This window comes from Vibrio sp. 10N.286.52.C3 (assembly GCF_041468865.1).
GTDB classification, from domain to species: domain Bacteria; phylum Pseudomonadota; class Gammaproteobacteria; order Enterobacterales; family Vibrionaceae; genus Vibrio; species Vibrio crassostreae_C.
Window position 1 is genome coordinate 1 of record NZ_JBFRJM010000077.1, and the last position, 13160, is coordinate 13160.

10 protein-coding genes are annotated in these 13160 nt (G+C 41.2%); 1 reads left to right on the plus strand and 9 read right to left on the minus strand.

Annotated features, from left to right (window positions below; all coding sequences use genetic code 11):
• The first annotated feature begins 50 nt into the window (after window positions 1-50).
• Window positions 51-1307, plus strand: a complete 1257-nt coding sequence (locus tag AB4138_RS22055) for a reverse transcriptase domain-containing protein (protein ID WP_372307718.1) — start codon at window positions 51-53, stop codon at window positions 1305-1307.
• A gap of 500 nt (window positions 1308-1807) precedes the next feature.
• On the opposite strand, the gene AB4138_RS22060 is transcribed toward AB4138_RS22055, so the two are convergent.
• The 9 genes from AB4138_RS22060 to AB4138_RS22100 all read right to left on the minus strand — a co-directional run bounded on the left by AB4138_RS22060 (window position 1808) and on the right by AB4138_RS22100 (window position 12560).
• Window positions 1808-2155 (minus strand): hypothetical protein, encoded by a 348-nt coding sequence (locus tag AB4138_RS22060; RefSeq protein ID WP_137001854.1) that lies wholly within the window; start codon window positions 2153-2155, stop codon window positions 1808-1810.
• Between the two features lie 90 nt (window positions 2156-2245).
• A complete protein-coding gene (locus AB4138_RS22065) occupies window positions 2246-4831 on the minus strand; it encodes a DUF1566 domain-containing protein (RefSeq protein WP_102321097.1) in 2586 nt (861 codons plus the stop codon).
• A 202-nt stretch (window positions 4832-5033) separates the two neighbouring features.
• A complete protein-coding gene (locus AB4138_RS22070; RefSeq protein WP_241910598.1) occupies window positions 5034-5753 on the minus strand; it encodes a hypothetical protein in 720 nt (239 codons plus the stop codon).
• A 395-nt stretch (window positions 5754-6148) separates the two neighbouring features.
• On the minus strand, window positions 6149-6946 hold the full coding sequence (locus tag AB4138_RS22075; RefSeq protein ID WP_372307721.1) for an outer membrane beta-barrel protein: 798 nt from the start codon (window positions 6944-6946) through the stop codon (window positions 6149-6151).
• 1 nt (window position 6947) lies between these two features.
• Window positions 6948-7979, minus strand: coding sequence for a hypothetical protein (locus AB4138_RS22080; protein ID WP_065583729.1), 1032 nt, complete (start codon window positions 7977-7979; stop codon window positions 6948-6950).
• On the minus strand, window positions 7979-8701 hold the full coding sequence (locus AB4138_RS22085) for a hypothetical protein (RefSeq protein WP_102321099.1): 723 nt from the start codon (window positions 8699-8701) through the stop codon (window positions 7979-7981). Before AB4138_RS22085 ends, AB4138_RS22080 begins: the two co-directional genes overlap by 1 nt.
• 10 nt (window positions 8702-8711) lie before the next feature.
• Entirely contained in the window at window positions 8712-11462 is a 2751-nt protein-coding gene (locus tag AB4138_RS22090; RefSeq protein WP_102321100.1) for a TcfC E-set like domain-containing protein, read from the minus strand.
• Window positions 11462-11977 (minus strand): hypothetical protein, encoded by a 516-nt coding sequence (locus tag AB4138_RS22095; RefSeq protein ID WP_102321101.1) that lies wholly within the window; start codon window positions 11975-11977, stop codon window positions 11462-11464. Before AB4138_RS22095 ends, AB4138_RS22090 begins: the two co-directional genes overlap by 1 nt.
• 70 nt (window positions 11978-12047) lie before the next feature.
• Window positions 12048-12560, minus strand: coding sequence for a hypothetical protein (locus AB4138_RS22100; RefSeq protein WP_102321102.1), 513 nt, complete (start codon window positions 12558-12560; stop codon window positions 12048-12050).
• Window positions 12561-13160: the final 600 nt, after the last annotated feature.

Below are 13160 nucleotides of genomic sequence, written 5' to 3' on the forward strand. Positions count from 1 at the left end.
TTTTCCGGATTGGTATTATACAATTTCTGTAAGTCATAGTATATTCGATTATGTTTAAAAGGTTGCCCCATAATTATCCCTCATCAATTCGTCACAAACTTGTCTCTGAGTTACTCCGTAGTGCTCAACTTGCAGGTCGTAGCCAACAAAAGGCTACACAGGCCTTGCAAATGCCAACATACTGCCACGAGTTCTGTGATGCCATACTTAGCGGCTCATATAGCCCTGAGCCCTACCAACACTTCGCCATTACCGAACCTAAACTCAGAGAGATTTATGCCCCTTCATTCAAAGACCGAATTGCTCAAATGTGGGTGTGTAGTCATTTAACCCCGCTAATGGAAAAGCGTTTTATTGACGACACTTACGCAAACCGTAAAGGGAAAGGAACCTGCGCGGCTATAGAAAAAAGCCAAAAATTAATGAGGCAACCAAAGCACCAATGGGCAATGTCGTTGGACATATACAGCTATTTTAACCAGATAGATAAATCCCTTCTACTCAATAAAATAGAGCAGCTTATTGCCAATGCTACCATTAACCCACTTAAACAGCGTTGCCTTATTGAAGTAACCAAGCAAATTATTACTCACGATACCGCACGTGAAGCTCTTACCCGAACCGGGGATCAGTCTCTTTTGCACGCCATTCCTAAACATAAACGCCTCATTCACAGCACAATAGGAACAGGCCTGCCGATAGGTAGCGTTACGAGCCAATTAATGGGTAATTATTACCTCAATGACCTAGACCACTTTATTAAACACGAGTTAAAAGTGAAAGGTTACGTTCGTTATATGGATGACCTATTTTTACTTGCCGGCTCTTCAAGCACCTTGCAAAGCTGGCAACAAGAAATTAAGTGTTACCTCATAGAACAATTAAAGCTTAAACTACACCCAACAAAGGTTCACCTTGACAAAATAACGCATGGCTTTGACTATTTGGGGTATCGTATTTATGGGCACCATAAAACTATACGTCAGTCTACAGTTCAGTCACTCAAGCAACGACTCTGTTATTTTCGCTCTCTCCTGATGCCACATATGACTTTACCAAATGCGACACCACCAGAACGTGGCCAATGGCAACGATGGGACAGAGCGGGCAACACGCCTCCATTAGGGCTCCCTTTATATCGCGCAATGCTAAGCACTATTAATAGTTATTACGGCTTATTGAGCCATGCTAACCACTGTAGATTACGTAAATCGCTCTATCACAATCATTTCGGCGAGTTAAAAACGCTCTTTATTCCTGCCAATGCATACTATACGAGCGTTAAGCTCCGTTCTTGTCATTTTTGATAAGGCGACAACACTGAGTATATGTCAGCCTGATACGCACGAGACGTAGTTCTGATTGGATGGGTTGTTGCTGTTGACGTTGCCATAGTTGAGGTTCACGTTGTAGTAGTTGGAACCATTAGCCGTCGACGACCAGTAGTTGTTGTTAGTCGCCCAACCCTTCACGTTTGCACTTATTGTTTATACGGAGTGTTGCCTTTCGACTTGCCCCCCTTTATTACCTCTAATAAGGCCATAAGTGCCGATAACATACCAGGGCCCGCTCACCAATGCCGTAACAAAGGTGTTCTCTAGGCGCAGCAACGCTGCTATGTTCCCTGTTTTTAGCGTATCGCCTTATCAAAAACATTACTAAGGCTACCGTTCAGTCCAACGAATAACATCAAACAGCAACCTACCCTCTGGGTTAGATGTGTCCGGTGTGCATTCGTCTAGCTGGTGTACTAACCACTGTGGCATCCAAACTTTAGCGAAGCTGTTATCTATTTTTAGTCTAGGATTTAAGTCAGACCGTTCATGTACAGGTAAGTCGTTTTTGTGCGATAGATACCACTCTTCCCAATTAGACATATCGGCATAAAAACCAATGCTGATGATACCTTTTCGTCAGGAAACACCCCTACTTTTGCAAGGCTGCTTACAGGTAACCCGCCCGATAGAACACATTGTGACCCGAGTTTTTTAACCACTTTAGCTGACACTTTTAAAACAGGCAAAGAGGGGGGAGTGACCACCCACTGCTGCCATGCGAACAGCGCTTGATCATAAAAACGAACAAACATGCCTTCATGTATGCCGATAATTTTACCTTGTTGCTGACTAAGCTTGAGTTTTGTTTCAATATCCATATTAATCCTTACTGAGTTTAGAAAATAAACCGCTACCCTCTATAAAAAGAAAAAACGGCCCTGCGGGCCGCAAACTCTGAACGTTGAACCCTAAGAACCTGATACGCACGAGACGTAGTACTGACGGGATGGGTAGCTGCTGCCGACGCCGCCATAGGTGAGGCCCACGCTGTAGTAGTAGCCGGAACCATTAGCCGTCGACGACCAGTAGAAGTAGCCGGTCGCCCAACCCTTCGCGGTGTACATGTGACCAAAGTTATTAAAAAGACTCGTCAACTCATCTATATTTGCTAAAGCCCAATCATCTCTCCCGTTAAGCTCAAGTGTATTATAATGTTCACAAAGGCTATGTGCTTCAGTAACACTAAAAATTGCAAACGATCCTGAAGGACCATAAGGGATATTGTCAACATGACTACCGTAGTAATTACCACTATAGCCAACAGCGTTTAAAAAGCTCTCACTTGGAGTACCGGTAAACAACTTTCCATCGCTTTCCGCAATTTTAACACAGGCACCCGCGGCGTTTTGTTGATCATCATCCCCAACTTGGCCACCACACAAATAGGCATGAAAGGTAACTTGGCTAATCGCATTAGTCTGTGTATTGGTTGTTGTGGTGTAAGATGACGCCACATCAAAGGTCATGGTCGTTGTTGGGGTTTGATAGTTTGTATCCCACTTTACCCGCACTTTTTGCTCACCTGATTCATCGGTTTGAGTCGTTTCCGCTTCAAGGATAGGAGTAACCATTTCTGCGGTGTCTGGGTGCTGTTCTGTACTTACCACTGAAATGACTGAGTAACCTTCTACTGGGTTGCTATTTTGATCGGTCAAGGTCGCAGTAACCTGGCCACCTTCCACTGACGTATAAGGTACCGTGTCAATCGTTGCTTCTGATGACACTGCAGCCGTCTTTTCATCACCAATAAACTTAACTTCATAGTCTTGAGTAATGCCACCCACATCAAGGGTTAATGTGACGGTTTCCGCTTTTAAACTGGTTAAGCGAAACTCGGCAATACCATAGCTGTCTGTGGTAACGTTATCGCTGTCCAATGTCACATTTGGGCTAGAGACAGAAGCCGTCACAAGGGTATCTGGTCTTACTTCTTGACCGAGTTTTAACTCAACAAATACAGAACCAACATCAACTCCATCCGCGACAACTTCCGTGCTTGAGGTAGGCAATACAGTAATTAAACCTTGCTTAACACATGTCACATAATAAGCCGATGTTGGATCGACATCGCCTGTAAGGGTGCTGCCATCTTTAAGATCCACCCACTTAACCAGATCTGCTCCGTCATCATAAGCGAGGTATTGCGCTTTAACAGGCCAGTTATGTAACGCCTGAACATCGGTATCAGTGGCCATCAGCTTAAGTTGATCAAACGTCGGCACTGAACCACCGATGGTGTCGCAGTATGCTACGGCCGACGGATAACGAAAACCAGCCATATCAATCGCTGGGCTGTAGCCATCATCGTTCAGTTTTATATCATAAGGCGAGCCTTGCCCGGCTGCATCAAGTGCGGTGGGTGGTCCAATATAGAGATCCAACAAATGAGAAATGTCGTCCCATTTTGATGACTGATTAGGATCGGTCACTTCAACACGAATCAAACCCATGTCATACACTCCATTATGATCACTAACCGCAAAACTAATATAGTGGTAACCTGGTTGTGACGCTTGAAAGACGATCGTTTTATTCTGAGTGTCCAGTGGATCTTTAGGTACCGCTTTTGCGTTAAACGATTCAACATACACCAATTGATAATCATCACTATCGTCCGAGGAAACAAAGCCGCTGATGTCGATTTCTTCATCGGTCAATACGTTGACAACAACTGGATATACAATATTATCGTCAATCGTAAAACCTTGGTTAGCTTCGTAGCCCACCGCAACATCTAAAACCCCCATCAGCACAAGGCCATTAACCGAGTCTTCTAACGTATAAAGAACACGGTCAATGCCGGTAAAACCTGACGGCGGGGTATAATCCATAGTCTGGTCATCTGTACTATTTATTTGAACTGAGCTCGAGCGACCGTACGGTAGTGTAAGCTCCGTTAATACAAACTCGTCACCTAACGTAAAGCCGACTTTCTCCAATTCGTCCTTCAGTAAAACACTCACATCTTCATTAATCAGTGTTGTTGCACTTACTGGAACCAGTTCGGTTGAGCTAGGATTACTACTTACCGCAATGCGCGTAACCGCAGAACTCGAACCTTCTGAGCTACTACTATCACTCATTGGCGCTTCAGCCATACGGCTCATTGGCGACAATGTTTTAGGAGTCACATGATATCGATAGTCACACACCTTGGTATCAAAGGCCTGAATTACAAACCCTGTTTCCGTCATACTTTCTACTTGGCAGCTATCATCATTAGACAAGACCTCGACTTCACTCAGCGCAAAGCCACCACCCGTTGATGAAAATACCTTTGACGACAGGTCAACCTCGAACGATTCAGCATAGCCAGTCGAGTAGGTAGCATTTTGAGCGGAAAGCGTCGCGCTTTGAGTATTAGGGGAAACACTTGCTGAGCTTCCGGCACTTCCTTCACTGCCCTCTCCACCACACCCAAAAAGGGTAAGCGTAGTAGCGACGACAAAACCCAGGGGAATGCTTCCTCCTGGCTTATTGCTTAAAAGGTTCATATTACTTCTCTTTACTTTTTATTGATTTCAAAATTGATTTTATGATTTGTATTTAATGTTGTATTGGGCATTTACACTTTGCTGATAACAGTGATGCCATGTAGGCTAAAATTAGCACTGAACATGGGTAATGAATGCTGATCGTCCTTGATTAGCATTAATCATTGAAGGCCTATAATTATGTCTATTTTCAGCGTTCCTATTACTGAATAGGCAGTTGCATCTCTTTAGAGTATTTTTTATCGTAAGATGTTACGGTTACATTAAGTTGTTCACTTTGCGTATATTCCGCAAGAGAAAACGTTTTATCCCGACCAGATACAACAGTGAACTTTTGTTTGCATTGCGTATTATTTTCTGTTGTACATGAGTTAACATAAACATCAATTAGCGTATTACTATTATTATCGATGCGTAAATTCTCGCCCTGATTGTAAATCTTATAATCAAAACTTGGCTTTGTCGTAGGCAGAATATAAACCGGTGAAAAACCATAGTTTATCTCGACACCGTGAATTTTCTCTCCCTCTTCTTTATAACGACTAGGAGTAAATGGCAGCATAAACATCAAATCTTTGCTGTTATCGCAAGACGTGTTGTGACATAAGCTACGAACACCCACGTCTTTCTCTTCACCAGGTCTTAAAACTAATCTTGGGTGCGTAAGAGATATTTTCCAATCATCTAGATTGTTTCTTGTATAACTATTACGAACGATTTTGTCGCCATCAATAAACTGAATTTCTTGTACTTTTCCATTAACAAAAATCGGGTGAGACTCATCATTAATAAGTGTCACGACACCATTGCCCTTTTTATCCGCGACGACAATCATCTTGTCGACATTAAAAGCATTGGCAGCAGTAGAAGTCATTGCTGAACAAATTGCGAATACTGTTAATAGATTATATTTAATTTTCATATTTCTCTCTACTAAAAATAATAAATTTTAGGATACTACTCGTCTATTTTGCTCAGCGCGTATATAACACCAAGCGCGAAAAGAATGAGTACATACATGTTTAAAATATTTGGTCCGATCATTACTCCGCTCTCTTATATTTGACCTTCATGCATATAATTGAGGTATTAATTAGCATATTTGCGAGCCCAAACGATAAAAGGTGAGTAGCTCGATTGGTGAGCAGTATCGCGCATTCGGATTTAAAGGTATTGGGCACTCTTGAATTTCAAAAACGCAAGATGCGAGATAGCTAAACAAGTGTAGATATCATTTACATTGGCGAGATACTCTCTGCTACAAACAAAGAAACACTGCCAAAAAATTGGCAGTGTTTCTGTTTCAAGGAAGGCAACTTAATCTAAACAGCTAACTTTCGGGTAAAGTATTTTCTCTTCAGGGTAAATCAAATTCAAATCACGATTATTAAGATTTGGATTTGCTTCGACTAATTCATCAAGTGAGCTATCAAATGCTCTTGCAATTCGGTGCAAATAGTCGCCAGGAACCACTCGGTATTCAACTAAACGCTGCTGACACGATGGCGCCTTCTTAATTGGGACAATAGACGCCAATTGGGTTTTCGGCCTTGATACTTGGGTCGACTCTTCAACAAGCTGGTCAACATTGGGCCTTGGGTTAATATCTGAAAGGCCTTCTGCGGCTTCATTGCTTGAAAAACGATAAACCAACAGTGCATTAAATACGTATAGATCGTCTTGTTGACGAGCTAAATCAAAGACGCCTTGGTAACCAAGGTCGGCGCTCCAATTTTTACTCAATTGGTATTTAAGACCAAGCGATGCCGTAAAATTGGTGTCGTCACTAGAAAACGCGCCCCCGACTCCTGCATACAAGGAGGCAAATTCACTGACGGGTAGCAATAAGTCGGTTTCAACCATTACCGCACGTAAACTATCTATTTCCGAATCAGAAAAAGCAGAATAATCAGCATAGCCAAGTTCAAATAGTACGTTTTCACTAATGTTATATCCAACCGCCGCCTTATAACCAAGTGCTTCAGTCTGTCCCATGTTGTCATCAAATGCAGAAAACGTCATGCCACCACTCATCTGGATAGGCAGCTCCTCTGCTGATACACTTATGGATAAGAACACAGCGATAATCGATGACATTAAGTTCATTTTTTTCATCTTAAATACCAGGCTCCAACATGATCGTTACTTCATCAAAATAATCTCCGGAAACAGCAGAACTGCCCTCAATATCGTAATCAAAGTCTAAAGTAAAGTTAATACTTGTTTGCACTCCAGCTCCTTCTGAAATAGCCGTTGTTTGATACATTAATTGTCCTTCATCAACTAAGTTACCAGAGCTGCACTGATCGCAATGAATGCTGTAAGGAATAACCACACCAGGGTTACTTGAATTAACCAATTCGTATGACTGTAAGGGCATTGTTAAAACAATTCCGTCATTAAAATAGCCGTTCGCTGTAATATCAAATGACGTTGTCGATGTTATTCTTTTGCCAATTGTGTCGTAGACTGGCGTCATGACACCATCTCCACTTACAAAAACACTGTCGAGTTGAACAGGCTGATAATCAAATGAAAACAACATCACTTCATTGATGTTGCGATAAGTCATAATGCCGTCATTTTCATAGTAGTAACGAATATTTACCGGCACTGAAGCTGAATATTGCCCCTCTGGTAGCCCACTTAATGCCGACACTATTTCACTTTCGTTAATATCGAAAATAGGTCTCAGGAAAATAAATGGGCTCGATTTTTGTTTATTAATTAATCGAACAGACGAAACACAGTTTGGACCTTCAACAGTCACAATCGGTAGTGACACTTCATCAAATGAGCACCCACCACCTACCGTATTCGCTGACTGGGCAAATTCAATTCCAGTAGTATTGTATTGAACGCCCGATATATCGATCGATATTGACGGTGAAGTATTCCCATTTCCCCCAATTAAAGTCATCTCTGTTGGAGGTGTACCCGAAAATGTCGCGGCCGCCCAAGCTTCTGAAGCCTGCAACATAGGAGGAGTTTCCCACGTACTTGGCAGCATTTTACCATTGTAACGTGTCACATTGTCCCAACGAACACCACCAGCCTTCACTTCCGCGCGAACTTCAAACGCAGCTTGAGCCATGCTTGTCGTCATTAATGCAATAAACGCTACAATATATAGGATAGGTCTAGGCATTATATTTTACCTCTCGTCACCATTTCTTTCTTTGAATAGCTTCTGTCGTGAGATGTCACGGTAATGGTCAACTCGTTATTTCGCATAGTTTCGGTTAAAGGGAACGTCTTATTCCTTCCCGATACAACCGTAAATTTTTGTTTGCATTGGGCTTTGTTTTCAGCAACACATGCATCTACAAAAAAATTGAGCATGGTATTACTTTTATTTTCGACTCTAAGGCTATCACCGTTGTTGGTTAATTCGTAAGAATAATTCGGTTGTGTTGTAGGAATAATATAAACAGGTGCGAATCCGTAATTAATTTCCACACCACTCACTACTTCACCAGGTCTGTATTTACTTGGAGAAAAAGACAGCATAAACATCAAATCTTTTGAATTATCGCATGCAGCGTTGTGGCATAAACTACGTATGCCAATGTCTTTCTCTTCACCAGGGTTCAAAACTACCTTCTGGTGCGTTAATGACACCTTCCAATCGTTTAAGTTGTCTCTTGTATATTGTTTTTTTTCTACCTGTTCTCCATCAATAATATTTATTTCATCCACCTTTGCTTGGATAAAAATTGGGTGAGACTCGTCGTTGGTTAACGTAACGATACCGTTCCCTTTATCATCAGAGACAATAACCATTTTATCTACCGTAAAAGCTTGTACACTTATAGATAACAATATAGCAGTGAGTGATACTAAATTTAGTAGAACTTTATTGGATTTCATTTCCCACTCCTTAATTAACTTGTGCGACTGGGTATGTAATGGCGTTGGTGCGATAAAGTCGCTTTGCCAACAGTTTTAACTGATCGATATCTCTTTTATGAAGCGCTATTGTTTCCGCCATGTTTATAGATTCATGCGCTATATAAATTGCCTTAAACGAACCCACTTCTTTCTGAATAATTCGATAACCGTGTGACTCGAGCTTTTTAAGCGCTTTATTCAGTTCAATCGAGCTTTCGTATGCACCTAAATACATCGCTTGTAGTCGTTCATCTGCATCAATCAAATCTATCTGCTTTTCTTGAGCTATTGGCAAACAATAGTTTTGACCAAAGTTCATCTGATTTGTTGAAGTAAATTCATAAGGCAGTAAGCATTGGCTTTCTTTCGCTGACAATTCAAAGTTCATGCCTTCCAATACGGTTACTCTATAAACACCGTCGGCCATTTCATTGACTTCAATACAACCTTCTCCATGACACTCCACTTCTGTAATCGGCTGTTCTGATATGTCATTAAAGGCGCTGACAAACGAAACGACGCGACTAACTCTTGGCTCAATAGAAGCAACCGTACCTGGGTGTGTAAACACGGTTACGTTACTATCACCAGAGTTGTAAAGATCAACGCTCTCTGAATCAAATTTCGCACGATATTGACTATAGTCTTCCAAAGGCACAATTGTTTCATCGTTATATACGATGAACTTACTGTTGTTTCGCCCTTCTTTTTTAAGAGAGAAGTAACCTTTTTCATCAAACGTCTGCTCTGTATTCTGCGACTGATGAATATCGACAAGCGTATAAGACATTGCCGCTTTATCGGTAATATAAACGCCGTCTGTCGTCACGATTTGAGTGCTAGACAAGCCAGCATTGATACCACTCGTGCCATTGGTGGACGTATGGGCGGAGGCATTCATTCGAGCGTATTTAGTCGTGCCACTGGTCGCCAATAACGCATCTTGATACATATCATCCTGTTGTCGATCGTAGGTGTTACTCACCTCAAGCGACGTATTAAAGGAGTCTGAGTCAATTAACTGATTTCGTCTTACTGTTGTTTTAAATTGATTAATGTCATCACTATCACTCGTCAGGCCCATGATAGTTTCTACTGTGTCTGACAACGGGACACTCCATAACAAATTAACTGATATGTCGTCCGTCGCCTCAGAGTAATCGACGTTAATATTAACTCGCGAATCTAAAACTGTGGGCGTGCTGTAACCAACGGAAATAAACTGCTGTTCCTGTTCATCCGAGTTACCTAAATTGTCTAACTGCTTGTCGTTATTAAGCGAGTAAACCGCATACATAGATTGTCCACCGCGGAAGCTGTACGAAGAATTCAACGATAGACGTGAATAATCGGCATATCCGTACATATAAGAAGCAACTGGATCACCAAGTTCATTATCGAGAGACTCATAAGATAGACTTAAATAAGGGATACCGATATTAGCATTAAAGTGAGATGCGTCTTCGAATTGGCTGTACACAGCTTCAGTACTCAAATCCCAATCAATCAGATTGTATGCACCACCAACGGTGTACATAGTGCCACTGTCCGTGACCAAGCCGCCCAAGCCTACTTGCAACGAACGGGTGAGTTGGTAGTTAGCTAATGCCTTGCCATAAACATCGTCTTCAATATTTTGAATGCCATGTTCCGTGTAGTCGTAATGGCTTCCTGAAAACATACCCGCAGTGGCAACGAAATCCACTTCCCCCTGAGTCAGAGAGTCACCTTTGGTGTTATATACTTGATAAGTCTGGGTATTAACAACTTGCCCACCACTTGTCACCTCAAGTACAGCTTCATAGCGACCAGATGGTAACTTGCTGTAAGGAATTGAGTTCTGCCCTTCTGGTACGTTATCTTGAAAAATCAATCGACCATCACGAAGAACTTGTACACCGCCACTTGTTGGCGCATAAAAGCTCAATACTTTGTCGTTATTATGTCCGCCTACGAGCAACTTTTTAGAGGTACCTACCGTGAGCGAGTTTTGAGCAACTCGAGCGGTGTTATTCAGGAAGTCAGTTGAGTTAACCTCTGGCTCAAATTCAAAATGACCCGCTTTTATTGAGTAAGAATCGATATCTAAATGATATGCCGCTTCATACAATTCAGAACCGTTATCACTGTTGTTGGCATTGAAATCAGTTTTGAGGTATCCGTAAGGTAGCCCCAGTGTCGTTTCATTATTTAAAGAAACGATTGAGTCTTGATCTTGATATTCACTCACGTACAGATCAAATGAATTGATTAACCCATTGTGTTGACTCAGAGACGAGTGGTATACCAGTTCTTCATCGAGATTCGAGTATGACAACACCTGTGGAGATACAAAAAGATAGACTTCTTGATCGTTATAGTTATGAACGATCTCAAACGTTTCTGGGTACAACTCACACTCATCGAGCTTACCTAAACACTCAGACTGATCTTGTATGCCAACCATTAATTGATCTATGATCTTCTGCTGGTACTCAGCCGACACTGTATTATCATTTAAATAGTCAGATACCTGTGCGATCGCTTTTTTATTATTCGAGTCTAATTTTAACGTGTTAAACGACGTTAAAAATGGGATCGGTGAAGTAAGGGAACCATCTAAGTTACGTATACGGACTGTTGACTCTTTCAATTCAAACAGTTCTTCAAAACCTTCAAGAACATTTTGACTATAACTTGAATACGAATACACAGGCAATAACACTAAAATTGCCATTGTTATGAGTTTGAACCTGAACATTATATATCTACCTCTATATTGAACTCTATCTCACCATTACACCTCTCCGCTTGGCCCGCTGTGATGATATCTTTAAATGACTGAAAACTTAATATAATGTCATGCTCACTATACTTATTGTCGCCATCATTTAAATTGAAATTTGAAAAAGAGACGGATTCACCCTCTGACAAACTTTTCCCGTCAATCGTTAATGTAACGAAATCATCCTGAACATTGCTCACTCCAGAGTAGTCCGTACAAATTGACGTATTTTTTGTTAACGTTGAAATATAAGGAATATCCGAAGACTCAAAAGGTATATCTGTTTCAATTCTTAATGTGGTATTAACATCATCAAATTTTGTTTTGTCTTGATTTGACGTCAACTCCAGAACTGCCGGAATAAATTCAACAGAATTAATTGAATTTGTATAAAGTTTGCCTACATCGAGGCTCGTAGTAATGTAAAGCACTTTGAAATCGGCGTTGGCATTCATACTCATGAAAGCCAATAGTATTAAAACTTTTTTCATATTGACTACCATCGTAGAGAAATAAGGCTCGTAATTACTACGAGCCTTTGAATCGGGAATTTTCTACAAATTAAACAAGGTCAGCCATAACCGTTACTGATGCTTGAACAGTAGTTCCACCTACTTCAGATTCAGGTAATACAGCAGTCTGCTTAACTTTAGTTGAAATAGTTTCTTCACCAGAAACAACATCACCAACGGCTACTGGTGCACCATTTACATTAATCTCAACAGCTTGAGATGGGTTTGCCACACCGTCAAAAGCTACTGATGCATCAACTAGAGTCCAGTTAGCTGAAGCTAATGCACCAACAACAGGAGTAACAGCATCACCATCATTTAAGTGAGACTCAAGTACGATAGTATCTGATTCAAACACACCGTCTGAGCTTGGAGTGATAGTACCGTTAAGCGCTGTTGTATCACCTCCTAGGCCAGTGATGATAAGTGCATCTGATGCGCTAGTTGTTGGAACAACGCCGTTCCATATAACAGTAGCATTTGAAGATGCGTTAGCACCTGCACTTACTGCCATACCCATAAGAAGAACTGATGCTAGTGCGCTTTTTTTGAAGTTAAACATTTTACTTTCCTTTAAAGATTAAATATTTCATAAATTAGTAATCCCGCTCCTGCGTTTAAATTTGTTAACGCTCATCGGTGACAGGACGAAATAAATTATGCGGAACACTGGAAAAGAAATATTGGGCATTTGAAAATTCCATTTGCCGAAAATGCCGATTCGATAAAACCATCAACAGTAAAGCTAGTAATACCTACCTTCGTTTTATCTACATCTATAATAAAAACCTGCCCGATAAGCTATAGTTTAAATTCTAATAAAAGAAGATTGAATTACATAAGCAATCGAACAATACTTACCATAATAGAGATTATCGAGGACAAAGAATGCCACTCACGTTTGCACACTTCTTAGAACAAGCCAGAAAGGAGCGAGGTTTAACACAGCAGGAGATGCTTGAGTTACTGCTTGAGGCCGACCCGACATTGTCTAAGCTCGACCTCAGGGCAAGATTACGAAGCCCCTTGCCCTGCAAGGACTTGCGAAAGGTAAGCGTTATTGCGGTTCGCTTTTTTCTGCTTTCTTTTGATCCCTGCTTTGAAGCTGATTTCTTCCGTCAGCAGATTTAAAGCTATATGTATTATAACTGCTAAATTCTCA